This window comes from Streptomyces pallidus (ex Mingjun et al. 2026) (assembly GCF_051550185.1).
Taxonomy (GTDB): domain Bacteria; phylum Actinomycetota; class Actinomycetes; order Streptomycetales; family Streptomycetaceae; genus Streptomyces.
The window spans coordinates 945,741-972,163 of record NZ_CP196181.1 but is presented as its reverse complement, the minus strand read 5'-3'; the positions used below and the strand labels follow the sequence as shown (position 1 = coordinate 972,163).

General features: G+C 76.1%; 22 protein-coding genes and 1 pseudogene. 10 read left to right on the top strand and 13 right to left on the bottom strand.

Translation table 11 applies throughout. The features are described from left to right. Nucleotides 1-51 precede the first annotated feature (51 nt). Nucleotides 52-1,950 (bottom strand): ABC transporter ATP-binding protein, encoded by a 1,899-nt coding sequence (locus ACSHWO_RS04020; protein WP_438310075.1) that lies wholly within the window; start codon nt 1,948-1,950, stop codon nt 52-54. 190 nt (nt 1,951-2,140) lie between these two features. On the opposite strand from ACSHWO_RS04020, the gene ACSHWO_RS04015 reads away from it, so the two are divergent. After that, nucleotides 2,141-2,563, top strand: a complete 423-nt coding sequence (locus tag ACSHWO_RS04015; protein WP_361085491.1) for a DUF350 domain-containing protein — start codon at nt 2,141-2,143, stop codon at nt 2,561-2,563. A 76-nt stretch (nt 2,564-2,639) separates the two neighbouring features. Here the strand turns inward: ACSHWO_RS04015 and ACSHWO_RS04010 are convergent, their stop codons facing one another. The 4 genes from ACSHWO_RS04010 to ACSHWO_RS03995 all read right to left on the bottom strand — a co-directional run bounded on the left by ACSHWO_RS04010 (nt 2,640) and on the right by ACSHWO_RS03995 (nt 7,009). After that, nucleotides 2,640-3,851: an acyltransferase family protein gene (locus ACSHWO_RS04010; protein WP_438310074.1), complete on the bottom strand. Its 1,212-nt coding sequence runs from the start codon at nt 3,849-3,851 to the stop codon at nt 2,640-2,642. Then, nucleotides 3,848-4,717, bottom strand: a complete 870-nt coding sequence (locus ACSHWO_RS04005; protein WP_438310073.1) for an alpha/beta hydrolase — start codon at nt 4,715-4,717, stop codon at nt 3,848-3,850. The genes ACSHWO_RS04010 and ACSHWO_RS04005 overlap by 4 nt, the downstream gene beginning before the upstream one ends. A gap of 142 nt (nt 4,718-4,859) precedes the next feature. Beyond that, complete coding sequence (locus tag ACSHWO_RS04000) at nt 4,860-5,540, bottom strand: response regulator (RefSeq protein ID WP_385804336.1); 681 nt, start codon at nt 5,538-5,540, stop codon at nt 4,860-4,862. Then, the gene (locus tag ACSHWO_RS03995; protein ID WP_438310072.1) at nt 5,537-7,009 is read right to left on the bottom strand and encodes a sensor histidine kinase; all 1,473 of its coding nucleotides are present in this window, start codon (nt 7,007-7,009) and stop codon (nt 5,537-5,539) included. The genes ACSHWO_RS04000 and ACSHWO_RS03995 overlap by 4 nt, the downstream gene beginning before the upstream one ends. A gap of 180 nt (nt 7,010-7,189) precedes the next feature. Here ACSHWO_RS03995 and ACSHWO_RS03990 point away from each other — a divergent pair, with 180 nt between their 5' ends. After that, nucleotides 7,190-7,756, top strand: coding sequence for an HXXEE domain-containing protein (locus tag ACSHWO_RS03990; protein WP_438318908.1), 567 nt, complete (start codon nt 7,190-7,192; stop codon nt 7,754-7,756). Nucleotides 7,757-7,815: 59 nt separating this feature from the next. Next, nucleotides 7,816-8,211: a hypothetical protein gene (locus ACSHWO_RS03985; protein WP_438310071.1), complete on the top strand. Its 396-nt coding sequence runs from the start codon at nt 7,816-7,818 to the stop codon at nt 8,209-8,211. Here the strand turns inward: ACSHWO_RS03985 and ACSHWO_RS03980 are convergent. The 4 genes from ACSHWO_RS03980 to ACSHWO_RS03965 form a co-directional block, all read right to left on the bottom strand. Beyond that, nucleotides 8,165-9,097, bottom strand: coding sequence for a trypsin-like peptidase domain-containing protein (locus ACSHWO_RS03980; protein ID WP_438310070.1), 933 nt, complete (start codon nt 9,095-9,097; stop codon nt 8,165-8,167). The two genes, ACSHWO_RS03985 and ACSHWO_RS03980, sit on opposite strands and share 47 nt — an antisense overlap. A 20-nt stretch (nt 9,098-9,117) precedes the next feature. Then, nucleotides 9,118-10,698: an FAD-binding oxidoreductase gene (locus tag ACSHWO_RS03975; RefSeq protein ID WP_438310069.1), complete on the bottom strand. Its 1,581-nt coding sequence runs from the start codon at nt 10,696-10,698 to the stop codon at nt 9,118-9,120. Nucleotides 10,699-10,794: 96 nt separating this feature from the next. Next, entirely contained in the window at nt 10,795-11,523 is a 729-nt protein-coding gene (locus ACSHWO_RS03970; protein ID WP_361085470.1) for a class I SAM-dependent methyltransferase, read from the bottom strand. Between the two features lie 33 nt (nt 11,524-11,556). Further along, a complete protein-coding gene (locus ACSHWO_RS03965) occupies nt 11,557-13,122 on the bottom strand; it encodes an IucA/IucC family protein (protein ID WP_438310068.1) in 1,566 nt (521 codons plus the stop codon). 118 nt (nt 13,123-13,240) lie between these two features. Here ACSHWO_RS03965 and ACSHWO_RS03960 point away from each other — a divergent pair, with 118 nt between their 5' ends. The 4 genes from ACSHWO_RS03960 (at nt 13,241) to ACSHWO_RS03945 (ending at nt 18,795) form a co-directional block, all read left to right on the top strand. After that, the gene (locus ACSHWO_RS03960) at nt 13,241-14,836 is read left to right on the top strand and encodes an IucA/IucC family protein (RefSeq protein WP_438310067.1); all 1,596 of its coding nucleotides are present in this window, start codon (nt 13,241-13,243) and stop codon (nt 14,834-14,836) included. A 134-nt stretch (nt 14,837-14,970) separates the two neighbouring features. Then, a complete protein-coding gene (locus tag ACSHWO_RS03955) occupies nt 14,971-15,846 on the top strand; it encodes a GntR family transcriptional regulator (RefSeq protein WP_438310066.1) in 876 nt (291 codons plus the stop codon). A gap of 151 nt (nt 15,847-15,997) precedes the next feature. Further along, entirely contained in the window at nt 15,998-16,186 is a 189-nt protein-coding gene (locus ACSHWO_RS03950; RefSeq protein ID WP_438310065.1) for a hypothetical protein, read from the top strand. 194 nt (nt 16,187-16,380) lie between these two features. After that, nucleotides 16,381-18,795, top strand: coding sequence for a glycoside hydrolase family 31 protein (locus ACSHWO_RS03945; RefSeq protein WP_438310064.1), 2,415 nt, complete (start codon nt 16,381-16,383; stop codon nt 18,793-18,795). A gap of 35 nt (nt 18,796-18,830) precedes the next feature. Here ACSHWO_RS03945 and ACSHWO_RS03940 read toward each other — a convergent pair whose 3' ends face one another. Beyond that, nucleotides 18,831-19,367, bottom strand: coding sequence for a DUF6817 domain-containing protein (locus tag ACSHWO_RS03940; protein WP_385804316.1), 537 nt, complete (start codon nt 19,365-19,367; stop codon nt 18,831-18,833). Between the two features lie 180 nt (nt 19,368-19,547). On the opposite strand from ACSHWO_RS03940, the gene ACSHWO_RS03935 reads away from it, so the two are divergent. Then, nucleotides 19,548-20,456, top strand: coding sequence for a LysR family transcriptional regulator (locus ACSHWO_RS03935; protein WP_438310063.1), 909 nt, complete (start codon nt 19,548-19,550; stop codon nt 20,454-20,456). Here the strand turns inward: ACSHWO_RS03935 and ACSHWO_RS03930 are convergent. Further along, nucleotides 20,424-21,734: pseudogene (locus ACSHWO_RS03930) on the bottom strand (MFS transporter); the annotation flags it as partial. The gene ACSHWO_RS03935 and the pseudogene ACSHWO_RS03930 overlap by 33 nt on opposite strands. A 217-nt stretch (nt 21,735-21,951) precedes the next feature. Between ACSHWO_RS03930 and ACSHWO_RS03925 the strand changes: the two are divergent. After that, nucleotides 21,952-22,215, top strand: a complete 264-nt coding sequence (locus ACSHWO_RS03925; protein WP_361085452.1) for a DUF6158 family protein — start codon at nt 21,952-21,954, stop codon at nt 22,213-22,215. A 93-nt stretch (nt 22,216-22,308) separates the two neighbouring features. Here ACSHWO_RS03925 and ACSHWO_RS03920 read toward each other — a convergent pair whose 3' ends face one another. Further along, nucleotides 22,309-23,679 (bottom strand): helix-turn-helix domain-containing protein, encoded by a 1,371-nt coding sequence (locus ACSHWO_RS03920; RefSeq protein ID WP_438310062.1) that lies wholly within the window; start codon nt 23,677-23,679, stop codon nt 22,309-22,311. 139 nt (nt 23,680-23,818) lie between these two features. Here ACSHWO_RS03920 and ACSHWO_RS03915 point away from each other — a divergent pair, with 139 nt between their 5' ends. Further along, nucleotides 23,819-25,201, top strand: coding sequence for a M64 family metallopeptidase (locus ACSHWO_RS03915; protein WP_438310061.1), 1,383 nt, complete (start codon nt 23,819-23,821; stop codon nt 25,199-25,201). Between the two features lie 25 nt (nt 25,202-25,226). On the opposite strand, the gene ACSHWO_RS03910 is transcribed toward ACSHWO_RS03915, so the two are convergent. Then, the gene (locus ACSHWO_RS03910) at nt 25,227-26,390 is read right to left on the bottom strand and encodes a serine hydrolase domain-containing protein (protein ID WP_438310060.1); all 1,164 of its coding nucleotides are present in this window, start codon (nt 26,388-26,390) and stop codon (nt 25,227-25,229) included. Nucleotides 26,391-26,423: the final 33 nt, after the last annotated feature.

Sequence of the window (26,423 nt, the reverse complement as noted above, 5' to 3'; positions counted from 1 at the left end):
GGCCGGCCCCCGCCGCCCGGCGCGCGCGGAGGGCCTGGGCGGGCCCCCGCTTCAGGCGCCGGCCGGAGCCGTCCCGGCCGGCGCATCCCCCGCCGGCGCGAACTGGGTCCGGTACAGCTCCTCGTACCGGCCGCCTGCGGCCAGCAGCCCGGTGTGCGTACCGCGTTCCACGATCCGGCCGTCCTCGACCACCAGGATCTCGTCCGCCGCCTGCACGGTCGACAGCCGGTGCGCGATCACCACCGCGGTCCGGCCCGCCAGGGCCTCGCCCAGCGCCTCCTGCACGGCCGCCTCGGAGGTGGAGTCCAGGTGTGCCGTGGCCTCGTCCAGGATCACCACCCGCTGCCGGGCCAGCAGCAGCCGGGCGATGGTCAACCGCTGCCGCTCCCCGCCCGACAGGCGGTACCCGCGCTCGCCGACCACCGTGTCCAGCCCGTCCGGGAGCGCGGCGACGAGCCCGTCCAGCCGCGCGCGGCGCAGCGCCTCCCACAGCTCCTCCTCGGTCGCCCCCGGCCGGGCCAGCAGCAGGTTGGCCCGTACCGACTCGTGGAAGAGGTGCCCGTCCTGGGTGACCATGCCGAGGGTCTCGCGGATCGACTCGGCGCTGAGGTCCCGTACGTCGATCCCGCCGAGGCGCACGGAGCCCGCGTCCGCGTCGTACAGGCGGGGCAGCAGCTGGGCGATGGTGGACTTCCCGGCGCCGGAGGAGCCCACGAGGGCGATCATCCGGCCGGGTTCGGCCCGGAACGACACCTCGTGCAGCACCTGCGTGCCGCCGCGGGCGTCGAGGGTCGCGACCTCCTCCAGGGAGGCGAGCGAGACCTTGTCGGGGGAGGGGTAGCCGAAGGAGACCCGGTCGAACTCGACGGAGACCGGCCCGTCCGGGACCCGCCGGGCGTCCGGCTTCTGCGCGACGAGCGGCTCCAGGTCGAGGACCTCGAAGACCCGCTCGAAGCTCACGAGGGCGCTCATCACCTCGACGCGGGCGCCGGCCAGGGCCGTCAGCGGGGCGTACAGCCGGGTGAGCAGCAGGGCCAGGGCGACGACGCTCCCGGCGTCGAGGGTGCCGCGCAGCGCGTAGTACCCGCCGAGCCCGTAGACCAGCGCGAGGGCGAGGGCCGAGACCAGGGTGAGCGCGGTGATGAACGCCGACTGCGCCATCGCCGTACGGATGCCGATGTCGCGCACCCGGCCCGCCCGGGCCGCGAACTCCGCGGACTCGTCGGCCGGCCGCCCGAACAGCTTGACCAGGGTGGCGCCGGGCGCGGAGAACCGCTCGGTCATCTGGGTGCCCATGGCGGCGTTGAGGGCGGACGCCTCCCGCTGGAGCGCGGCCATGCGCACCCCCATCCGGCGGGCCGGGACCACGAAGACGGGCAGGAGCACCAGCGCGAGCAGGGTGATCTGCCAGGAGATGCCCAGCATGACCGCCAGGGTCAGCAGCAGGGTCACGGTGTTGGCGACCACTCCGGACAGGGTGTTGCTGAACGCCCGCTGGGCGCCGATGACATCGTTGTTGAGCCGGCTGACCAGGGCGCCGGTCCGGGTCCGCGTGAAGAAGGCGACCGGCATCCGCTGGACGTGGTCGAAGACCGCCGTCCGCAGGTCCAGGATCAGCCCCTCGCCGAGGGTGGCCGACAGTTTGCGGGTCAGCAGCCCGAGACCGGCCTCCGCGACCGCGATCACTGCGATGAGCAGGGCGAGCCGGACGACGGTGGAGGACTCCCGGCCGTCGACGATCGAGGTGACGACCCGGCTGGCGAGGACCGGCGTGGCGACCGCGAGCAGCGCCGTCACGACGCTGAGGAGGAGGAACAGGGTCAGCCCGCGGCGGTGCGGGCGGGCGAAGGCGGCGATCCGGCGCAGGCTCGCCCGGGAGACGGGGCGGCGGTCCTGGCGGGCCTCGACGGCGCTGCGCAGCGAGGTCCAGGCGGTGACTTCCATGTCCATGAGGAGCACGCTAGAACCTCGACCATTGTCGAGGTCAACAGCCGGGTCCCGTCGGGAACCCCACGGCCCGCGCCGGGTCTTTACCCGTTCCTGACCTACCCATGGTCCGGGGTCGGTCGGTGCGATAGATTCGGCCACTCCCGGGCCCTCCCACCGGTTCCGTTCCACCCCCGCGAAGACAGGCTTCACAATGAGCGACATCATCAACGGACTTGGCCGTACCAGCGCCTACGGCGCCCTGGGCCTGGTCCTGCTGATCCTCGGGATCGTCCTGGTGGACGTGCTGACCCCCGGGAAGCTCCCGAAGCAGATATGGGAGGAGCGCAACCGCAACGCGGCCATCACGCTCAGCTCGGCCCTCCTCGGCATCGGCGGGATCGTGTTCACCTCGATCTGGACCACCTACGACGACTTCGGCAAGGGCCTGCTGTCCACGGCGGCCTTCGGCATCCTCGGCCTGGTCCTGATGGCAGTGGCCTTCCTCGTGCTGGACTGGGTGACCCCGGGCAAGCTCGGCGCCATCGTGGTCGACCCGGAGCCGCACCCGGCGGTGTGGGTGACGGCCTGCTGCAACCTGTCCGTAGCCGCCATCGTCGCGGCCTCCATCGCCTGACCGGCCCTCCGCAGCCGACACGAGAGCGCCGCCCCCGGAAGGGAGCGGCGCTCTCGTCGTACCCGTGGGCCCGGGTTCAGGCCAGGCCCAGCGCGAACACCGCGTACCCCGCCGCCAGCAGCCCGGCGGCCGCCCGCCACGCCGCGGTCGCCCCCGCCCACGGCTCCTCGAACCGCCGCGCGTAGCGGGCGATCCCCACCAGCAGCACCGCGAACACCGGCAGCCACGCCAGGCGCGCCACGACCCAGGCCTGGCCGTCCGGAGCCGTCGTCAGACCCGCCACCCCGCCCACGAACGAACCGGGCACCGCCGCCGCCAGCATCGCCGTCTGGTGCCAGCACAGGATCGTCATCGCACACAGGTTGACGACCACCACCGGCGCCCACAGCGCCGGCCGCGCCAGCAGCCGCGCCAGCCGGTCCCGCAGCAGCATCGCCGCCCCCGACTGCGCCGCGGCCAACGCCAGCACCAGCAGCGACGGCGGGTGCGAGTTGGTCCGCGCCGCACCCGGTACGCCGACCATCGACGCCGGGTAGTGGAACACCACGAGCAGCACCGCGAACAGCAGGCCCCCGCCCACCAACAGCAGCCCGGCCCCGCGCCGCCCGATCCGCCGCTCGCCCCACGCCACCCCCAGCTGGTAGGCGAACAGCCAGCCCGGCAGGACGTTCAGCACCGCCACCCAGCCCGGCACGGATCCGGCGAACGGCCCGTACCGCAGGAAGTCCACCACCGCGACCGAGACGAGCAGCGGGGCCGCCGCCCACCCGCCGAGCCGTCGGGCGGCCCGCACGCAGTACGGGGTCAGCGCGGTCACCACCAGGTACACCCCGACGAACCACAGCGGCTGGACCACCAGCGTCGCCGCCGTCCGCAGCGTCACCTCCGGCACCCCGGCCGCGTACAGCGGCGGCGCGGCCAGCGCCCACACCGCCGTCACGCCGAGCACCGGCCTCCCCAGCCGGGCGAACCGGCCCCGCAGCCAGGCCCCGGTGGACCCCTCACGCCGGTGGTACGACAGCACCGAGGCGTAGCCGCCGACCAGGAAGAAGATGCCGAGCATCTGCAGCACCCAGCTGGCCGGCGCCAGCGCCGGGAGCGCGGAGAGCGGGCTCGCGTTGTGCAGGCCGCCGTCGGAGTCCAGGGTGAACCCGCCGAGCAGCCAGTGCCCGGTCGGCACGGCCAGCAGCGCGAGGGCCCGCAGCCCGTCGACCGCCCGGTCCCGGTGGGCGGGCGTGCGCCGTTCGATGCGGCCGGCCGCCCGCCGCAGCGCCGCCCCGGCGCTCACTGCGCCTCACCCTTCGCGATCGCGGCGAACGCCGCCAACGACCGGGTGCCGAGTACGAAGTACCCGGTGTGGCCCTGCACGTCGGAGGGCGGCACGCTACGGGCGCCGAAGGCGCGCGAGGTCGGGTCGGCGCCGTGGCCCCGCCCGGCGAACGCCACGTTCGGCACGTCGGCGATCCGGACCGCGTCGAGCCCCGCGGTGAACCGCGCCAGCCGGACCGCCCCCGCCTCCGCGAGCCGGCCGGTGGCGGCGTCCAGGCCCACCCCGACGGGCGTCGTGCAGCCGGTCCACGCCACCACGGCGGTCTCCCCGCCGGCCGCGGCGTGCAGCGAACGGGCCATGCCCGCCGGGCCGGTGTGCGGGGCGCGGCCGGCGCCGTACGAGGCGGCGTCGTCGTCCGACCCCGGTACCACCACGGCGACGTGCGCGGCCCGCTCCAGGTCCCCGAACACCTCGGCGACCTGCCCCCGCCCGCGCGGGTCGAAGGCGAGGACCTGCCGCCCGGGCGCGGCGAGCGAGGCGAAGCGGGCCCGCCCCGAGGCCGCTACCGCCAGCCGGTTCGCCTCGTACCGCAGGGCGACCGGGGCGCCGTCCAGGTTGCCGACCACCAGCGGGTCGCGCCGGACCGGTTCGCGCCGCCCGGCCTCGTCCAGCCCGGCGAGGAAGCGGGCCACCTCGTACGCGGACGCCGTCGCCGGCTCGGGCAGCGGCCGCCCGGACGCACTGTCGGCCCGCCACGCGGACGCGCCCGGCGGCGGGCCGGTGACCGCCGCCTGCACACTGTCCCCGGCGGCCCAACCGGCGGTCCCCGCGACCACGGCCACCGCCAGCGCGGCGGTGGCCAGGGTCCTTCCGAAGCGGCGCATTCCCCTTCTCCTCTCCTCGTGACGCCGAGGAAGGTAGGAAGGAGGTGTCCACCGGCACGTCGGACCGGGGAGCCAAGCCGGATCTCATACCCCGGTAGGGGGTGGAGGAGACCAGGGCAGGGGAGAGGGGAGAAAGAGGGAGTCAGCCGCCGTCGCCGGGCCGCACCACTCCCGCCTCGTACGCGAAGATCACGGCCTGTGCCCGGTCGCGGAGGTCCAGCTTGGCCAGCACCCGCCCGATGTGCGTCTTCACCGTCTGCTCGGCCACCACCAGGTGCCCGGCGATCTCCTGGTTCGACAAACCCCGCGCGATCAGCTCCAGCACCTCGCTCTCCCGCGGGGTCAGCCCGTTCAGCCGGAGCGCCGGGTCCCGGCGCGGGGCCGGCCGCCGCTGCACGAAGTCCGCGATCAGCCGCCGCGTCACCGAGGGCGCCAGCAGCGCCTCGCCCGACGCGACGACCCGGACCGCCGAGATCAGGTCGGCCGGCGGCGCGTCCTTCAGCAGGAACCCGGACGCACCGGCGCGCAGCGCCTCGTACACGTAGTCGTCGACGTCGAACGTGGTCAGCATCAGCACCTTCGGCCGGTGCACCACCCCGGGCGGCGGGTCGAGGACCTCCCGGGCCGCGCTCAGCCCGTCCAGCTCCGGCATCCGCACGTCCATCAGGACCACGTCGGGGTGCACCGACCGGGCCAGGGCCACCCCCTGCCGCCCGTCGGGGGCTTCGCCCACCACATCGATGTCGGCCTGCGCCGACAGCAGCGCGGCGAACCCGGCGCGCACCATGGCCTGGTCATCGACGACGATCACTCGGATGGTCAACTGGCTTCCTCGCTCGGTCCGTTCAGGGGCAGACGGGCGGCGACCCGGAAGCCGCCGTCGGGCAGCGGACCGGTGTCCAGCGTCCCGCCCGTCAACCGTACGCGCTCGCGCATCCCCACCAGACCGTGCCCGGTGCCCGCCGTCTCCAGTACCGTCGCGCCGTCCGGGCCGGGCCCGTTGACGACGAGGACGAGGACCTCCTGCGCGTCGTACGTCACCGAGACGCGGGCCCGCGCCCCGGGCGCGTGCCGCACCACGTTGGCGAGGGCCTCCTGCACGATCCGGTACGCCGACAGGTCCACGGCCGGCGGCGCCGCCCCGTCCGCCCCGGCGGCCAGCGACAACTCCACCGGCTGCCCGGCCCGTACGGTCGCCTCGACCAGCTGCTGGATGCGGCCGATCCCGGGCTGCGGGGCCCGTTCGGCTCCGCTGCCGCCGCCCGGGCCGCCGTAGGTTCCGGGCGCTCCGCCCGCCCCGTCCGCCCGGTCGCTGCGCAGCACGGTCAGCAGCCGCCGCATCTCGCCCAGCGACTCCCGCGCGCTCGCCGCGATCGCCGCGAACTCCTCGCGCACCGGCTCCGCCATGCCCGGCAGCCGGTACGGCGCGGAATCCGCCTGGACCGTGATCACCGACATGTGGTGGGCCACGACGTCGTGCAACTCCCGCGCGATCCGGGCCCGTTCCTCCAGCAGGGTGCGCCGGGCCCGCTCCGCCTCGCTGATGCTCTCCTGCTCGGCGACCCGCTGCTGGGCGTCGCCGAGTCCGCGCAGGGATCCCGTCACCGCGAGCAGGGCCCCGCTCAGGACGAACAGGAGGGCGATGGTGTTCGTCGTCACCGCCGGGTGGAAGAACCCCAGCACCACCCCGACCGCCCCCGTCGCCAGCCACACCCCGATCAGCGTCCTGACCGGCTCGCGCAGCCCCAGGCACACCATCACCAGCAGGTAGCCGACGATGCCCATCGGGGTCCACGGCCAGGCGAGTCCCGCCAGGCCCTCGGACCCCAGCACCAGCAGCGCCCCCACCGTGTCCGCGGCCAGGACGACCGCCCAGGCGCGCACCGGCCGGGTCACGGCCAGCAGCAACGGCAGGGTCTGGGCCACGCCCAGCGCTCCCGCCCAGCCGCCGCCGGCCCCGTAGGCGTCGGTCAGCACCACGACCGTGACCGGCAGGAGGGACGCCACGAACACCGCGGCCACGGCGAAGGGCAGCAGCCGCTGCCAGGCCTTCGGTGCCTGCGCGAACAGGGGTTCCCCGGGCCGGGCGGGGGAGCGCAGCAGCCGGCCGAGCCGCGCCGCCCGCGCGCCCCGCGCGGCGCCGGCCGGGGCGGGTGCCGGGGTCCTTTCCGCGGCGCGCCCGGTCGCGCCGTCCCCGGACGGGGCGGCGGCGCGGGCGGCCGCCGCGGGCTCGGAGGTACGGGGGCGCCGGCGGAACCGGGAACGGCTGCGGGGCTCATCGCGATCGCTCATGGTCCGCCCAGCGTATGCGCCGGGGCGGTGCACCGACCCGGCCGGGAGGCGGGCCCGGTGCCGGCCCGGCGCGCCACCGGGCCTCCGGAGAAGGGGAGTTCGGCCGAATACCGCTCCTGCCGCGGCCGCCGATCTTGCAGACTGTGGCCCATGAGCGCACCCGGAACCACCGTCACCCCCATGGCACCGGCCACCGGTCCGGCCACCCTCCCGGCCGGTGTCACCGCCGCCGCCACGCTGGGCCTGCTGGCCGCCTGGGCCGTGCACGACACGGAGGAGATCGCGACCATGGGGCGCTGGTCCCGCGACCGGGTCCCCGTCCTGCGGGCGCGCCACCCCCGGGTGCCCGACCGGGTGTGGGACCGCCTCGGGTCCGTGGACAATCGGGAGTTCGCCACCGCGGTCGCCGTCGCGGCCGTCGTGGTCGGCGCGGCCGCCGCCGACGGGTACCGCACCGGTGGGCGCTCCGCCTTCTACCAGGCCTCCCTCAACGCCTTCGGCCTGCACGGCCTGGTCCACGTCGCCCAGGCCGCCGCCACCCGCGGCTACACCCCCGGCGTGGTCACCTCGCCGCTGCTCGTGGTCCCGTTCACCGTCTGGGCCCGCGGCCGGCTGCGGCGCGCCGGGGTGCTGCGGCCGACCCGGCCCCGTGATGCGGCGCTCGGTCTGGCGCTGGCCGCCGCCGTCGCGGGCGGTGCGCAGGCCGCCGCCCGCCGGATGCGGGGCCGTACCCGGTCGGCCGCCTGACCCGGGCCCGTCCGGGCGGCCGGCTCGTTCCCCGCGGGCGTCCCGCTCGTTGACCCGGCATGGAGCAGTTGCCGACCATCGCGGCCCCGGGCGTCGGCGAGCGGGCCGACGCCGCGGCCGACGCCGCCTGTCACCTCTACGACGCCGTCGCCCCCTGGAGCGGCGTCCGGCCCGGCGGGTGGAGCCGTACGGCGGCCGAGGACGCCGCCGACACCATCGAGACCACCGCGCACGCGTTGGCGCACCTCCACCCGAGGGCCGAGGTCATCCTGGCACCGGTCCACGCCGCCCTCGCCGACCTGCGCCGCCAGTTCGCCCTCGCGCCCGCCGACCGGTCGACCGCCGAGGAGCTACCGGCGACGCCCCGCAGCGTGGGCAATCCGCGGCGGACCCGCCGGGTGCGGGTGGTCAGCCCACCGCTGCCTCGGCGACCGCCTTCTGGTAGAGCTTCCTGACGTCCGCTCCGAAGTAGGAGCTGTACGAGGTGTCGGCGGTGTCGCCGCCGGTCTTCCAGCCGCCGATGACCCCGACCACGTCCCCCGTCTCGGACACCTCGTCGTAGTGGGTCAGGAAGGGGCCGCCGCTGGTGCCGCCCGGGTAGCCGGTGCAGTCGATGCGCAGGAACGAGCCGGGGATGCCCGGATCGGTGCTGGTGAACTTGGTCGTGCGGTTCACGCACAGCCGCGGCCGCGCCGCGGACGCCGGGTAGCCGATCAGCGTCACCTGCGGGTGGGCGTAGCCGGCGTCGGTGGCCAGCCGGTTCCCGCCGACCACCTCCTCGACCGGGTACCCGTCGGCGTCCGGGCCGACCTGTGCGAACGCCACGTCGAGGGTGGCCGCCCTGTCCGCCCCGAGGCTCTTGTAGCGGGGGTCGATCCACACCTTCGACCGCCCCTGCGCGTCCCGCAGCACCGGGAACATGCCGTACGGCTGCGGGTTCTCCGCCGTGTACAGCGGGACGAACGCCACCTGCCGGGCGTCGGTGCCCAGCAGGCAGTGCGCCGCGCTGAGCACCAGGTTGCGGCCGGGGGAGGAGACCACGCTGGCGGTGCAGAAGTAGGCGCCGCCGTCCTTCATGACGAACATGCGGCCCACGACCGGGATCCCGTCGAAGTCCGTGCCGGTGCCCGGGTCGGCGGCCGCGGCCGACCCGTCGGGGCCGCCCGCGTTGACGGGGGCGGCGGACGCCATCCGGTCGGCGGTCCAGAAGGCCTCCGCCTCCCGGGCGGACCACCGGCCGGTCACCGGCGGTGGGCCGCTGCCCGCCTCGGCCACGGGCAGCGGCCCGCTCGGCAGCAGCAGGGCGGCCGCCATCGCCGCCACCGTCAACAGTCGTCGCATGTCGGGCTCCTCGGGCTCCGCTAGACGGCCTGGGGGAAACGGAACAGCCGCCCCGGGTCGTGGGCGCGCCGCACCTCTTCGAGGCGGGCGAGGTTCGGCCCGTAGTAGGCCGTGCGCCAGTCGGGCAGCTTCGGATCGGTGTAGTTCTGGTACGCGCGCCCGCCCGCCCACGGGCGCAGGTCCTGCCAGAGCCCGTCGAGCCAGGCCAGGTGCCGGGCGGTATCGGCGGGCGCGGCGGTGGCCGGCCAGTAGGCCAGGTACTGGGTGAGGAAGGCGCTGTCGCGGTGCACGAACGCGGTGTCGGCGGGCGCCGGCCGGTTCACGGCTCCTCCGCAGTCCCCGGTGAACTGCACGACGCCCAGCCCGCCGGCGGGCACGTCCTGCGCGTACCGGCGCACCCGGGCCAGGACCGCGGCCACGGCGCCGTCCGGGAGGCCGGCGGCGGGCCAGAAGTCCGAGCGGGCGCCGTACGAGTCGCGGTCGACCCCGCCCTCGGGGCCGCGGCCGGGCAGGGTGCCGGGCAGTCGGCACTGGGCGGCGGTGCGCTCCAGGCAGCCGGACATGGCGCTCAGGGTCTCCCCGTAGCCGCGGACGACGGCCCAGGAGCCCCGGGGCGGGCTGCCGACCAGGTCGGCCAGCCGGGTCAGCTGCCGGTCCAGCTCGGTGCGCCCGTCGAGGCAGAGCACGCGGACGGCGGGCGGGGGCGGGGGACCGGCCGGGAGGAGGAACTCCACCTGGCTCCAGAACGGTTCGGGCAGGTCGGCCAGCCAGCGCTGCCAGCCGCGGAGCACGGCCGCGCAGTCGGCGTCCGTGGCGGACCAGTGGAGTTCGGCGTAGGCGCAGTCGGAGGCCGGGTGGGTGGCGAAGCGGAGTTCGGTGACCACGGCGAAGTTGCCGCCCCCGCCGCCGCGCAGGGCCCAGAAGAGGTCCGGGTCCCGGGTGGCGTCGACCTCCCGGACGACCCCGTCCGGGGTGACCGCGGTGGCGCCGGTGAGGCGGTCGCAGGTGGCTCCGTACGCCCGGGAGGCCAGGCCCAGCCCGCCGCCGAGGGTGAGGCCGGCGATGCCCACGGTGGGGCACAGGCCGGTCGGGATGCCGCGGCCGTGTGCGGCCAGGGTCCGGTTGACCTCGCCGAGGCGGGCGCCCGCGCCGATCCGCACCGCCGTCCCGGACACGGCCACCGCGTCCATGGCGCTGACGTCGACGACGAGCCCGTCGGCGCGGGTCGACCAGCCGGCGTAGCTGTGGCCGCCGGAGCGCGGCACGACGGGCACCGCCGAGCGGCGGGCGAAGTCCAGGCAGGCGGCGACGTCCCCGGCGTGCGCCGGATAGGCCACGGCGGCCGGGGCGGCGGTGTCGTAGCGCGGCTGGAACAGCTGCCGGGCCTGCGGGTAGTCGGGGTCGGCCGGCAGGACGAGCCGCCCGTCGAGGCCGCGGGCGAGCGCCCCGTAGTCGGGCCCCCGGGCGGGCGCCCGCCTCCCCGCGGCCGGCCCGGCGGCGGACCCGGTGCCCGGCCGGGCGGCAGGGCCGGCGGCGGCCTCGACGGCGGCGAGGACGGCCAGGGGTGCGCCGGCCAGGAGCTGGCGTCGGTGGAGGGTCATTCCTCCTTCCTGCCATCGCCCGCGCCGATCGCCGTGCAGGCGGGCCCGCCGCCGCCGTGCTGCCCCCCGAACGGCCGACGGCCGTCCGGCGGGCCGTCAGTGCCCCGCAGCGGCCCCCTGCCGGGCGATCGCGGGTCCCGCCTCCAGGGCCGACGGCTGCTCGCCGCCGGCCCGGCGGGCCAGCAGGAAGCCCTGTGGGCCCGACTCGCCGGGGCCGGGCTGCCGGACCAGGCGGGCCACCTCGGCGAGCCCGGCGTCGGCGAGCCGTCCGGCGACCAGGTCGGGCGGGGTCCAGTACACGTCCAGGTCGACCCGGTGCCCGTACGCCTGCTCCAGGCGGATCCGCCGGTCGCCCGCCCTGAACGCGATCAGCAGGTGGCCGCCCGGCGCCAGAACCCGGGCGAACTCCGCGAAGAGCGGCGGCAGCCCGGCCGGTGGGGTGTGCACGGTCGAGTACCAGGCCAGGACCCCGCCGAGCACCCCGTCCGCGATGTCCAGCGCGCCCATCGAGCCCACCTCGAACCGCAGGCCCGGATAGGTCCGCCGGGCCACCGCCACCATCGCGGGCGACAGGTCCACACCGAAGGCCCGCAGGCCGAGCGCGTCCAGGCGGGCCGTTATCCGGCCCGGACCACAGCCCAGGTCGGCGACCGCCCGGCCGCCCGCCCCGCCGCCCCCCTCGCCCCGCACGCACTCGGCGAAGGCCGTCAGCATGGCCCGGTCGAGCGGTCTGCCGTCCAGCTCCGACCCGAGCAGCCGGGCGTAGTCGACGGCGACGGCGTCGTAGGACGCCCGTACGGAGCTCAGGTACGAGGTCTCGCTCATGCCCCCGGAGACTAGTGCGGCGACGGGAAAGGTTCACCACCCCGCGACGCCCCGCGCACCCCCGACCAGCGGGTTGACGAGGCCGGTCCACTGGTCGCCCGGGATCCCCGGGCTCAGCCGCATCAGCGTCAGCGCCTTGGTCGGCAGCGGGGCGCCCAGCAGTGCGTCCGTGTCGGCGGTGGGCGCCAGCCCGTCCACCGCCCGCCCGAGGACCTCCGCGAAGACCTCCGCGGAGCCCGCCGTGGCGCCGAGGGCACCGGCCAGCAGGGAGCCGAACAGCTTGCGCCGCAGGGCGGTCACGTCGTCGGTGACGAGCCGGCCCGACACCGGCGGTACCGGCAGGCCGTGCCGGGCGAGGCGGGCCGGGCTGATCCGGACGTCGGCGAGGTCCCGGTAGACCAGCCGCAGCGGGGTGCCGTCGGCGGAGAGGACCACGAGGAGGTTCTGCCCGTGGGCCTCCAGCGCCACCCCGAGGTCCAGCACCCGCAGGCACACGGAGAGCGCCAGCCGGGCGAACGCGGCCTGCCAGGCCGTCGAGCGGGCGAACGGCGCCCCGGCCAGCGCCGCCACCGGCAGCACCCGCTCGCCCGCCGCCGGGTCCGCGTATGCCTCCGGCGGCTCGCGCAGCACCGCGGCCAGGTCCGGGCTGTGCGCCGATGCGGCCCCCAGGGTGCGGGTGAAGTGCAGCCGCCCGTCCAGCCGCTCGGCCAGTGCCTGCGCGAAGGCGGACACCACGGCCGTCGTTTCGACCGAATAGCCCGAGATGTCCCGCACGGAGGAGGTCAGGCGGGTGCTCAGCGCCGTCTTGACGTGCGCACCGCCGGCCGCCGGGCTGAGCGTGCGCAGCGCCATCAGCGGGTGCGCCGCCGCGCCCGGACGCAGGGCGTCGGGACCGAGGCCCGTCTGCCTCAGGCCCCCCTGGTTCAGGACATGTTCGGCCTGCCAGGGGTGCACGGGCAGCAGGATCCGGCCCTCCTCCCGCAGTTCCGCCGGCCAGGCGCCCGTGACCAGGCATTCCTCCGCCCGTACGGCCACCAGCCCGAGCCGGACCACCGGCCGGTGCTCGGGTGCGTACGCCAGTTGCTCGGCCACCGAGAACCCGGGGCGGGAGCGGCAGTTCGGGTGGTACGGGTGCCCGTCGACCACCCGTTGCTCCCACTCCCAGGCGGTCTCCGGGTCCGGCTCGCCGGCCGGGGGCTGCCCCGCCCGCGACAGGGCCAGCGAGGCGGTGCTGCCGTCGAGCTCTGCGGCGAACGTGTCCCCGTGCGGCACCCGCAGGGCCGCCATCAGCCGCCCGGCCTGCCGGAACGGGGTGCCGTCGAGGAGCAGCTCGGTCACGTGCCCGCCGGTGGCGTACGGGTCCGGCGGCGGGCCCTGAAGCCGCCTGCCGTCGGACAGCAGGACGGCCAGGCCGCCGGAGCCCCGCTCGCGGCGCACCACCCACGGCAGCGGCTCGTACGCCAGCGCCCGCCACAGCCGGGTCAGCACCGCGGCCCGCGCGCCGCCGAGCGCGGACTCGTACGGGGCGCCGAGGGCAGGGCGCACGTCGGCCAGTTCGGCGGATACGGCCTCTTCGGCCGGGGAGTCGGGGAGGTTCATGCTGGGGTGCAGGGCCCTGTTCCTCTCGCTGACGCGGATGGTTGTGGTGATCGCGTCATCATCGCGGATACTGATGATCACGGCCGGTGGCCCGCCCAGCGGACCCCCGGCGCATGGGATGGACCGAATGGAATCCGTGGACCTCAACGCCGCCGCCGACGCACGCGCCGCCGCTCCCCTGCTCAACTGCCTGCTGCGGGAAGCGGCCGACCCCGAAGGCGGAGGCGTCCACCGGCTGCGCGGCAGCGGACGCCTGCTGCGGGTGCGCCCCGGCCGACGGCCCGCACACCCGGAACTGGGCACGGCCGACGGCTGGCGCCCGCTCAGCCACACCGAACTGGTGAAGCTGGTCGCCGACGAGCTGCACCGGTACACGGGCGCCCCGAACGACGAACTGCCGGTCGAGATGGCCGACAGTCGCGAGGCCCTCGCCGTCCTGCTCGCCGCCCGGGCCGTCGCCGTACCGCCCGAGGACCCGTACGTCCTGTCCGAGCAGTCCCTCGTCACGGGCCACCCGTACCACCCCGCCCCCAAGGCCCGGGGCGGGGCCCCCGCCGCCAGCTGGCTGCCGTACGCGCCGGAGGCCCACGCCCGCTTCCCGCTGGTCTTCCTCGGACTGCGCGAGGACCAGGTGGTGGAGGAGGGCGGGCCGGGCGCAGCCGAGGCGATCGACGCCCTGGCCGACCTGCAGGACGGGCCCCGCCCGCCCGCCGGGTACCGGCTGCTGCCCGCCCACCCGTGGCAGCTGGAGCTGCTCGAAGGCTCCACCGCGGTGCGTGCGGCCTTCGCCGACGGGCGGTTGCTGCACCTGGGCCGCGGCCGGCGGCCGGCCTGGCCGACCGCCTCGGTCCGGACCCTGTACGTGCCCGCCGGCGAGCCCGTGGGCGACCGCGCGGGGGACCCTGCGGGCGGGCCCGTGGGCGCATCCGCGGGCGACCTCTTCGTGAAGTTCAGCCTCGACGTCCGGATCACCAACGACGTGCGCCGGCTGTGGCGGCACGACCTGCTGAAGCTGCGCCGCACGGACGCCGCCGTCGAAGCCGGCTTCGCCGCGCTGCGGGAGGACGGCGGATCGACCGCGGCCTGGCTCGCCGACCGCGGCTACCGCACCGCGGCCTTCGCCTTCGAGGAGCTCGCGGTGCTGGTCCGCGACGGGCTGCGCGCCCACGTGGTGCCCCGGGCCGTGCCGGTGCTCGCCGCCGCGCTCGCCGAGGGGTACGCGGACAGCCCGCTCGCCCGCACCGACGACCCGGCCGGGTGGTGGCGGGCGTACCTGCGCCAGGTCGTGCCGCCCGCGCTGGAACTGTTCGCCCGGCACGGGGCCGTGCTGGAGGCCCACCTGCAGAACACCCTGGTCGCGTTCGACGGCCGGGGGATGCCGGTGCAGGCCCTCTTCCGCGACGCGGAGGGCGTGAAACTGCTGCCGGAGCCCGACCGGGCCGCCGCCTGGCAGCGGCTGGTCTACTGCCTGGTCGTCAACCACCTCGCGGAGGTGGCCGGCGCCCTCGCCGAGGCCCACCCGGGGGTGGCGGCCCTGGTGTGGCCGGCGGCGCGGGAGGAGTTCCTGCGTTACGACGCCGAACGGGGCCTGCCCGAGATCGCGGAGCTGCTCGCGGCCCCCGCCCTGCCGGCCAAGACGAACCTGCTGCTGCGCTGGACCCGCGCGGACGGCGCGGACGCCCGCTACATCCCGCTGCCGAACCCGCTGCGGTAGGGGGTCGGGGCGGTGGCGGCGGGTTCCGGCCAAGGTGCTCCGCGGACCTGCCACCATCCCCACAAGAGGTATAGACCAATGCTACGTTGGGTGGGCAGTCCGCCATTCCTTGACCATCCGTCAGAGGAGAAGCCATGCCCTCCCCTTCGCGGGACGGCGGCCCGGCCGCCGTCCCCAAGTACCAGCGGATCGCCGCAGCGCTGCGGCAGGAGCTCGAAGCCGCCGTGCACGGCCCCGACGGCAGACTCCCCTCGGAACGCACCCTGGCCGCGCGCTACCGAGTCAACCGCCAGACGGTCCGCGCCGCGCTGCAGCACCTGCGGGAGGACGGCCTCATCGTCACGGAGCGCCGCGGCACCCGATCGGCACTCCCCGCGCCGCCCCCTGTGGGACGCACGGCGGACGCGGCGGCCGCGCCGGCGCCCCGGCCCGGGAGTGCGGGCGGTTCGGTCACCGCCGGGCCGGAGGCCGGGCCCGGCGGCCTGACGGAGGCCCGGCCCGCTCCCGTGCCCGCGGCCGGCCCCGCTGCGGTGGCGGCGCCGGCGGCGGTGATCGCCCAGGACTGGCTCGCCCGGGTGAGCGTGCCGCCCCCTCTCGCCGCCCTCCTCGGCATGCGGGACGGCGAGCGCACCCTGGTGCACCACCGCCGCGAGCGCCGCCCGGCGGGGCAGACCCTCCAGCACGCCGTGACCTACCTCTGCCCGCGCGCCCTGGCGCGGACCCCCGAACTGGCCGCCTACCGCGACCCCGCGACGGTCCGCGACGAGGACCTCGGCCCCCTGCACCGCTGGCTGGACCGGGCCGCCGAGCACGGCCGCGTCGCCGAGACCCTCACCATGACCCGCAGCAGCCACCCCGGGCCCGCCGCCCCGGCCTGCGGCCTGACCGTCCGCCGCACGCTGCACGACGACTCCGGCCGGCTGCTCGCCGTCACCGACCTCGCCTTCCCCACCTGGGACCGGCTGACCTTCCACCGGGACCGCGCCGCCGGCGCGTTCCGCGTCGGCTGACGACGGGGGGCGCGGACCGCGGGCCCGCCCGCAGCCCCCAGCCCGCGCCCCCGCCCCCGCCCTCCCGGATCCCGGCGCGGGGCCGCCCGTGCGCCCGCGGCCGGTCCGTGGCACAGTGCCAGGACCACGACCGCCGCCCCCGGGAGCCGCCATGCGCGATCCGCATCCCCTGCCGCGCTGCCCCGTGTGCGTGCAGGTGCCGGAACGCATCTTCTGGCGCCAACGCCCCGGCCGGCCCGTGGTCCTGCACTTCGCCCCGTGCGGCCACCGCCATGCCACCGCGACCCCTCCGACCCTGGCGGTCACCCCGCCCCGGCCGTCCGGCGGCCGCCCCGCCTGAGGAGCGCGCATCCCCGCGGGTGCGCGGACGCGGACACCGGTGGCGACGGCATCTCGGCCGAAGGCGTGCTCGAAGCTGCTTGGTTATCGGACAGTTCGAGCAGCTTCCTCCAAGTGATCTCCGCGGATCGCTATGTTGCCAGGCGCATGCCACATCGGTGTGTCCGTGACACGGACCGCACGAGGAGCTGCCCCATGACACTTTTCGGCATCCGCACGAGCGCGCGCAGGCGGCGGCGCGCCCTTCTGGCCGGGTTGGCCGCCGGGGGGCTGGCCATGGCGGGGCTGGCGGCCGCCGGCCCGCTGAGCCTCCCCGCCTCCGCAGCCCCCGCCTCCACCCCCGTCCCCGATTCCGCCGCGGCCACGGCGGGCGACGTCACCGCGTTCTCCCGGTCGGGCAACACCTTCACCGTCAACGCGTCCAGCGGAGCCAGGGCCCGCGTGGTCGTCGCCCGCGCCGACATCTTCCGGCTCTGGCTCTCGCCCGACGGCAGCTTCACCCACGACCCGGCCGGCTCCGCCCTCGCCACCACCACCGACTTCGGCCCGGTCGGCGCCGGCTGGAGCGACGCGGGCTCCCACTACCGGATCACCACCGGAGCCCTGACCATCCGCGTCCACAAGTCCCCCCTGAGGTTCTCCGTCTACCGCGCCGACGACACCACCCTCGTCTGGGAGGAGAGCCGGCCCACCGCGTGGACCGGCAACCGCACCACCCAGTACCTCACCCGCGGTGCGGACGAGCAGTTCTACGGCACCGGCCTGCGGCTCGGGGAGTGGGCGCTGCGCGGTAGGACCGTCCCGGTCGCCGTCGACAACACCTGGCGCGAGAACGCCAACGCCAGCCCCGCCCCCTTCTACATGTCCACCAACGGCTACGGCGTCATGCGCAACACCTGGGCCCCGGGCTCGTACGGCTTCGGGGCCCCCACCACCCTCACCCACGACGAGAAGCGGTTCGACGCCTGGTACTTCACCGGCGACTCCCTCAAATCCGTCCTCGACGGCTACACCGACGTGAGCGGCAAGCCGTTCCTCGCCCCGCTGTGGGGCCTGGAACTCGGCAACGCCGACTGCTTCAACGCCTCCAACCCCGACTACCAGGGCGACCACGGCCGGCCCCGCCACCAGACCACCCCCGACGTGGTCGGGTACGCCGACGACGCCCGGGCCGCCGACATGCCGTCGGGCTGGTTCCTGCCCAACGACGGCTACGGCTGCGGATACACCGCCCCCCTGAAGCAGACCGTCGACGCGCTGCGGGCCAGGGGCTTCCGGACCGGCCTGTGGACCTCCACCGGTCTCGCGGGCATCGCGGACGAGGTCGCCGGGGCCGGTTCCCGCGCCGTGAAGACCGACGTGGCCTGGATCGGCAGCGGCTACAAGTACGCCTTCGAGGGCGTGCAGCAGGCCGTCGACGGCATCGAGGAGAACTCCGACGCCCGCCGCTTCGTCTGGACGGTCGACGGCTGGGCCGGCACCCAGCGCAACGCCGTCGTGTGGACCGGGGACACCCACGGCACCTGGGACGACATGCGCTGGCACGTCCCCGCCATCGCCGGAGCCGGCCTCTCCGGCCTCAACTACGCCGCCGGCGACGTCGACGGCATCTTCGGCGGCAGCCCGCAGACGTACACCCGGGACCTGCAGTGGAAGGCGTTCACCCCGGCCTTCATGACCATGTCCGGCTGGGGCGCCGCCCATCCCTCCGCCGGCTACCAGGACAAGCAGCCCTGGCGCTTCGCCGAGCCCTACCGCTCCGTCAACCGCAAGTACCTCCAGCTGAAGATGCGGCTGATGCCGTACCTGTACACGATGAGCCGCACCGCCCACGAGACCGGTGTGCCCAGCACCCGCGCCATGGTCCTGGAGTACCCGAACGACCCGGTGGCCCGCGGGAACCTCACCAGCGGCCAGTTCATGGCCGGCGACTCCTTCCTCGTCGCGCCGGTCGTCTCCGACACCTCCGTCCGCGACGGCATCTACCTGCCCGCCGGCACCTGGACGGACTACTGGACGGGGAAGACGTACGCCGGGCCGGGCTGGCTGAACGGCTACCGGGCACCCCTCGACACCCTGCCCCTCTTCGCCAAGGGCGGAGCGATCGTCCCGATGTGGCCGCAGATGAACCACACCGGCGAGAAGCCCGTCTCCACCCTCACCTACGACATCCACCCGCGCGGAGCCTCCTCGTTCAGCCTGTACGAGGACGACGGGCTCACCCGCGCCCACCTGTCCGGCGCGTACGCCCGCCAGCAGGTCGCCGTCACCGCCCCGGCGGCCGGATCCGGCACGGTCGCCGTCACCGTCGGCGCTCCCGTCGGCGACTACGCGGGCAAGCCCGTCGCCCGCGGCTACGAGTTCACCCTCCACGTGGCGTCCGCCCCCGACCGGGTCGGTGTCGACGACTCCGCCCTCGCCCGCCTGGGCTCCAAGGCCGCCTACGAGGCGGCCGCGACCGGCTGGTTCTTCGACCCCGCCGACCGCGGCGGCATCCTGTGGGTGAAGTCCGGCAGCACGTCGGGCGCGTTCACCGTCACCGCCACCGGCACCTCCGTCCCCGCAGCCGAACCGGTCCCGGGCGCCGCCGCCCCGCCGACCGCACCCTGACCCGGGGCCGGACCCGGCCTGCCCGGCCCCGGGCGTCAGGCGTCCCCGAGTACGGCCCGGCACTCCCGGAGTGCCGGGCCGCTCAGCAGTTCCTGCCAGCGGTCGAACAGGGCGCGCAGGCCCGGGCCGTGTGCCGTGCGGAACGCGGGGTCGGTGCGGGCCAGGTCCAGCTCGTTCGCGGCCGTCAGCTCTGCGAAGTCCCGCCGCGCCTGCAGGCCGGGGGAGTGGACCCGGCCGGTGAACCGGTCCCGGAAGGCCGGTTCCGCGGCGGTGAGCGAGGGATACGAGGCCGAACGGTCGCAGCCGGCGTACAGATAGGCGATCCCCTCGGCCGTGTCGCCGATGACCGCGGCCAGTTCGGCCCGCCGGCCCACCGGCAGCAGGGCGGTGGCGAAGCCGTCCGTGCCGTAGAACGCGTGGCACAGGCCGGCGAGTCGCAGCTCGGGCCGCGCGCCCCAGGACGCGAGCAGCGCCTCGACGCGCGTGAGGTGCGCCAGGAGCGTCCCGCCGGGATGCGGGATCCGCTCGGCGCCGAGTCCGCGCAGCAGCGCGAGGGCAGCAGGGGTGGCCATGGCTCGACTCCCGTTCTCGTGAGCGGGTCGGCACCCGTCACCGCCCACCCCCCGCGTCCGGACCGACGGCGCGGGCGGGGACGGGTTGCCGCCCTGGGACCCGCGAACGATCGTGGTCCACCCCCACCTCCAAGTCAATCCTCTGATTTCCTATCAACACCCAAGCGATAGCTTGGGTGCATGACCCTCGACGACCTGCGTGTCTTCGTGGCCGTCTGCCGGGCCGGCAGCCTCAGCGCCGTCGCCCGCGACCTCGGCTGCACCCAGTCCGCCGTCAGCCAGCACGTCCGCCGCCTGGAGAAGCAGATCGGCACCGCCCTGCTCGCCCGCCACGCCCGCGGCGCCGTCCCCACCGAGGCCGGCCGGATCCTGCAGGCGGCCGCCGCCGACGGCATCGCCGGCCTCGACGGGGCGCTGCGCCATCTGGCGGACCTCGTCCGCGGGGACACCGGGTCGGTCCGCATCACCACGGGCGCGACGACCGTACGGCACTTCATGTCCGAGGCCATCGTCGGCTTCCGCCGCCGCCACCCGGACGTCAGCCTGGAGTTCGAGACCAAGAACTCCGGCCGCGGCTGCTTCGACGCCCTCGCCGCCGACGACCTGGACCTCGCCTGGATCACCATCGGCAAGCCGGTGCGCGGCATCGAGCAGCGCCCCGTCCTGGAGCTGCCGTGGGTCCTCGCGGTCGGCGCCGACGACCCCCTCGCGTCCCGCCCCCGCATCGACACCCCCGACCTGGCCGGCATCCGCCACATCCGGCTCCCGCAGAACTCCACCTCCCGGTCCCACCTCGACGCCGCCCTCGCCGAAGCCGGTGTCACCGTCCGCTCCGACACCAGCGTGGCCGACTGGGACACCGCCCTGCTCCTGGCCGAACTAGGGCTGGGCCACGCCCTGGTGCCCGCCCTGCCCGGCTGGCAGGTGCCCGGATCAGGCGGGCCGCTGCGCCTCGTCCCGATCCCGGCGCTGCCGCCCCTCCCGGTCGGCTGGGCCGTCCGCAGCTGGGACGCCCTGTCCCCGCTGGCCCGGGTCTTCGCCGACGACGTCGCCCGCAGCTGCCGGGCGCGCGCCGCGCGGCAGGAGTGACGCCGCCAGGAGGCCCGCGGCGGGCAGGGCGGCCAGTGCGAGCAGTGCGCCCGGCGAGGCCCCCGCGCCCGCGGCGACGGCGATCCCGAGGACGGGGCCGACGTTCATCGCCGTCTGCTTGAGCCCTCCGACGACCCCCGCGCAGCCGGGCGGGGCGTCCCCGACCACGGTCCCGGTGGCGGTCACCATGACGGCGGCGAAGCCGGCGCCGAGCACCGCGAACGCCGCGGTGACCGCGGGCCCGGCCCACAGGCAGAGCCCGGCCACACCGGCGATGACCAGGGCCGTGCCGCCGAGCGCGGTCCGACGCGGCCCCCAGCGCCGCAGCAGCATCCCGGCCGCCGGCGCCCCGGCGACCATGCACGCGGTCAGCGGCAGCACCAGCAGGCCGGTGGCCAACGGGTCCAGGCCGCGCCGCTCCTGGAGCAGGAAGGTGGCCGTGAACAGCGCCCCGAACATGCCCGCGGAGACGCACAGCAGCAGCGCCATCGACGCGGCGACCGGCACCGACCGCGCCACGGCGGGCGGCACCAGCGGCTGCGCGGAGCGCCGTTCGCGGTGCACGAACAGCGCGGCGATCGCGGCGGCCCCGCCGAGCCCCAGCAGCGTCGGCGCGGACAGCCACCCGTGCCCGGGTACGCCGGCCAGCGCGTGCACGAGGACCGCGAGGGCGGCGGCGAGCAGCACCGCCCCCACCGGCTGCGGCCCGCGCGGAGCGGTCCGGTCCGGCGCGGGTGCCCGTACGGCCGGCACCAGGGCGGCGATGGCCACGGCCACGGGGACGTTCAGCCAGAACACCGACCGCCAGCCCGCCTGGGCGACCAGCAGCCCGCCGAGCAGCGGTCCGGCCGCCGCGGCCACCCCGATCGCCCCGGTCCGGACGGCCACCGGGCCGGCGAGCCGCTCCGCCGGGTACGCCAGCCGCAGCAGGGCGAGCGTCGCCGGCTGGAGCAGAGCCCCGAACACGCCCTGCACCGCCCGCAGGGCGATCACCCAGCCGATGCCGGGGGCGGTGGCGATGGCCGCCGAGGCCGCGGCGAAGCCGAGCGCCCCGACGAGCAGCAGCCGGGCGTGCCCGTACCGGTCGCCGAGGCGGCCGGCGACGACGAGGAACGCGGCCACGGCGAGCAGGTAGGCGGTGCTGGTCCACTGCACCTGCCCCACGCTCGCCCCGAGGTCGCCGCCCAGGGCGGGCTGGGCCACGCTGAGCACGGTTCCGTCGAGGGCGACGAGGGCCGCGCCGGCGACGCTGACCACGAGCGCGGGCCGCTGCCTCATGACGCGACCCGGCCGGGGCGGGCGTGGTGGAACACCAACTCGAACGCGGCAGGGTGCTCCGGGGCGCGGTGCGCTGTCTCCTGGTCCATGGCCCATGTCTAGCCGATCATCGTAGACAGTGTCTACTCGCTGGCCGCGGCCGGGCCGAAAGGGCCCGTGGAGGGGATGATGGAGTCACCAGGTCCGTCGGTGACGCAGAGCGGGAGGTGTAGCGGTCATGGCTGAGCACGACGGCGGTCCGTCGGCGCGGAAGCTGGAGGAAGGCAGGCTGCTCAAGGAGCTGGAGGCCATCCACCGCACCCGCCACGAGACCCTGCTGCACGGGTCGGACGACGCGCTGGTCACCCATACGCAGCGGATGAACGAGCTGGAGCACGAGTACGTGCGCCGCCATCCGCAGCGCGCCCAGACGGCATCGCGCACCCGCTCGGGCGCCCGCGCCCGCACCAGCGGGGAGCAGGAGACGCCCGACGGCACCTGACACCCCTGCACGTGCACCCGCCCCGGGCCCGCACCGGAGGCGGACCGCCCGGACGGCCAGCCCCGGTGAGGCCGCCCGGACCGGTCGGGCCGTTCAGTCCCCCCGGACCGGCCGCCCCGGACCGCCCCCGAGCACCGCCGGCGGGGCCGCCGGCGCCGGGCCCAGCGTCGTCGTGCCCGGCGCCGCGCGGTGCCCCAGGCCGGTCCGGTACGCGTCGAGCGCGGCCTCGGTGCGGCCGGTGCGCCGCAGCAGGTCGCCCAGCAGCCGGCAGAGGTCCGCCAGGTCCCCGCTGGCCCCGCTCCGCTCCAGCAGGCCCAGTGCCTGTACGTAGTGCCGCTCGGCGCTCTCGGCCTCCCCGCGCTCCTCCGCCATCAGGCCGAGCAGCCGGTGCGCCCCGCCCGCGTGCACCGCCCCGTGGCTGTCGCCCAGCTCCAGCAGGCCCGCGAGCAGCTCGGCCGCCTCCTCGCCGCGGCCCAGCCGGCGCAGCACGTCCGCGAGTTCCACCTCCACCTGCGCCGTGTACAGGGCCGCCCGCCGGGCCGCCAGCATGTCCCGGGCCGTGCGCAGCTCGGCCTCCGCCGACACCAGGTCGCCGTCCTGCGCCTGCACGTAGCCCCGCATCCAGTGGCAGTGCGCCAGGTCCGTCTGCAGCCGCAGTTGCCGGTAGATCGACTGGGCCTTGGCGAGGGAGGCGTCGGCGTCGGCCGTCCGCCCCGCCGCCAGGAACGTCCGCGCCACCTGCCGGTGCATGCCCGCCACCAGCGCCGGGTCGTCGACCCGCGGGGCGAGGGCGAGGGCGATCTCGGCGGCGCGGGCCGCCCGGGCGTGGGCGCCCATGTCGATGTACGGGCCGATCACCGCCGCGTACAGCAGGACCAGCGCCTCGGGGTCGGCCAGGCCGCTCGCGTCCAGTTCGTCGATCGCCGACTCCAGCAGGTAGCAGGCGTAGCGCAGCTCCCCGGCGAGCAGGTGGGCGACGGCCCGACCGCGGACCGCGCGGGCCCGGCGGGGCGGCGGCTCGGCGGACAGCAGGCGCTCGACGGCCTCGAAGTGGCCGATCGCCGCGCCCAGTTCTCCTGACTCCAGGGCGCAGTCGCCGAGCCCGAGGAGCGCCTCCGCCCGCTCGGCGGCGAGGTCGAGCCGCTCGGCGTCCGCCAGGAGGCGCCGGTAGTGGGCGGCGGCCTCGGCGGCGTCGCCGGTCGCCAGCGTCACCTGGGCGTCGGTGAGGGCGAGCCGGAGCTCGGTGGCCAGCCGGGCGGGGCGGCCCGTGGCGAGCTCCTCGTACGAGGTGCCGAGCCGCTCGGCGAGGTAGCGCAGCGCCGCCTCCGACGGCCTGACCCTGCCCGACTCCAGCGTCGAGATGTAGGCGGCGGTGTACGCGGGCTCCGCCAGCGCCCGCTGCGTCAGGCCGCGTTCGGCGCGCATCCGGGCAACCCTGCGGCCGATCTCGGCCGGTTCGTCCATGAAGACCCCCTGCTGGTTCCAACTCCCCAGTATTCAGCGGCGACAGGCCATTGCGCACGCCCCGGGCCGCCCCTAGGTTAAGTAGCCGGTTCACTGCACTTATGTGACCGCTTAACTGCCTTACCCGGGGGAGGACTTCATGGACCGAGCCGTCCGAACGGCCCTGCGCGCCGCCGTCGCCGCGGCCGGTGCGACCGCGCTGCTGCTGGCCGCGGGCCCGGTCGGAGCGACCGCCGCGCCCGCACCGCCGTCACCGTCCTCACCCGCCGCGCCCGCCGCACCGGCCGGAGTCGGTCCCCGCGTGGAGGTGCCGGGCCCGGAGGGCGGCACCGTCGCCGGTTCCGGCCACGTCCGGGTGCGCGCCGCCGGACGCGCCGGGGCCGGGGCCCGCCTCTCCGAGGCCGAGCGGGCCGCCGACGGCACCGTCACCAAGATCGTCGACGGGGGGCCCAGCGCGGACCGCCTCGACGTCGTCGTCGTGGGCGACGGCTACACCGCCGCCGAGCTGGACCGTTTCCACGCCGACGCCCGGGCCAAATGGGCCGAGGTCACCGCCGTCGAGCCGTACGCCACCTACCGCAACCTCTTCAACGTCTGGACCGTCGACGCCGTCTCCCGCGACTCCGGCGTCACCGGCGACCCCACCCCCGCCACCGTCCGCGACACCGCCCTCGGCTCGTACTTCTGGTGCGAGGACATCGAACGGCTGCTGTGCATCGACCAGGCGAAGGTGGACGGGTACGTCGCGAAGGCACCCGACGCCGACCTCGTCCTCGTCCTCGCCAACAGCGCCAAGTACGGGGGCGCCGGCTACAACGAGCGCAGCGCCACCCTCGGCTACGAGGGCATCTCCACCGCCTCCGCGGGCAACGCCAAGTCCGGCCAGGTCGCCATCCACGAGACCGGCCACTCCCTCGGCAAGCTCGCCGACGAGTACTTCTACCCCGACACCCCCGGCTACGAGAAGTACGAGGGCCCCGAGCCCGCCGACTCCAACACCTCCACCCTGACCGCCGACCGGATGGCCGCCGAACGGGCCAAGTGGTACCGGTGGCTCGGCGAGCCGTCACCCGACGGCGGCACCGTCGGCACGTACGAGGGCGGCGGCTACTACGTCACCGGCCTCCACCGGCCCACCGACAACTCGCTGATGCGGGTCCTCGGCAAGCCCTTCAACCTGCCCGGCACCGAGGCGATGATCGGCGGCTTCTACCAGCACGCCCGGCCCGTCACCGCCGTCACCCCGACCACCCGCACCCTGCGGCTCCACCACACCGCCAAGGTGTCCGTGCCCCGGCTCACCGGCGCCGACGGGCGGCAGCTCGACGTCCGCTGGCACCTCGACGGACGCGAGCTGAAGCGCCTCGCCGGCCGCACCGAGGTCGCCGTCGCGGAGCTGTGGCTGCTCGACCGGCGCAGCCACCGGCTGTCCGTCACCGTCGAGGACCGCACCCCCGCCGTGCGCGACCCGAAGACGGCCGGCACCCTGCGCGCCACGCTCGGCTGGACCGTCCGCCTCTGAAGCCCCCGCCCGCTCGACGGCCCGGCTACGCCGCCGGGTGCGGGCGGGCGGCGTACGTCCAGAACGCGCGCATCACCGCGGGCGCGCTCGGGCTGCTCAGCTCGACCTGGGTCAGCAGCACGGCGACGGTGCCCGTCGACGGCGTGATGTGGGCCGCCGTCCCCGTGCCGCCGATCCAGCCGTACCGCCCGACCACGTTCCACGGATCCCGCGGAGCCACGTCGACGGAGCCGCCGAACCCCCACCCCTGGCCCTCCAGGAACAGCTCGGCCCCCGCCCGCTGATCCGGCGTCAGCCAGTCCGTGGTCATCCGCTGCACCGACCCCTCGGTCAGGATCCGGCCCCGGCCGCCGTCCAGGGCGCCCCCGGCGAGCAGCATCCGGCAGAAAGCGGCGACGTCGTCGGCCGTCGAGACGAGGCCGCCGGCGCCCGACGGGAACAGCGGGGCGCTGCTCCACTGCCCGTGGGGCGGATCGAGCAGCTGGAGCCCGCCGTCGGCCGCCCGGTACTGGCCGGTGAACCGGCCCAGATCGGCGGTCGGCACCGCGAAGCCGGTGTCGGACATGCCGAGCGGATCGAAGACCCGTTCCTCCAGGAACTCGGGCAGGGGCCTGCCCGACACCCTGGCGACCAGCACGCCCAGCACGTCCGAGCACGTGTGGTACAGCCAGGCCTCGCCCGGCTGGTGCAGCAGGGGGATCCGCGACAGCGCCCGCATCCAGGCGTCCGGCGCCGGCACCTCCTGCGGCCGCGGCGGCCCCTGCCGCAGCTCCTCGAAGAGCAGCGCGACCGCGGGCAACGAGAAGTCGTCGGGGAAGCCGATCCCGGCACGGAAGGTGAGCAGGTCGAAGACGGTGACCGGACGGGCCGCTGGCACCACGTCCGCCACCGGGCTCGCCGGCGTCCGCACGACGACCGGCGAGGCCAGCTCCGGCAGCCACGGCGCGACCGGGTCGTCCAGTGCGCACCGGCCCTCCTCGACCAGCATCATCACCGCGGCGGCCGTGACGGGCTTGGTCAACGAGGCGATCCGGAAGATCGAGTCCCGGACCATCGGGGAGGTCCCCTCCGCGTCCGCCGACCCGATCGCGGCGACCTCCACCTGGCCGGCGCGGTCCACCAGGGCCACCGCCCCGGGCACCGCCCCGCTGTCCACGAAGGGCGCCAGGACCTCGCGCAGACCGGTCATCACTTCCGCCTCTCCGCCGCGCCACCGCCGCAA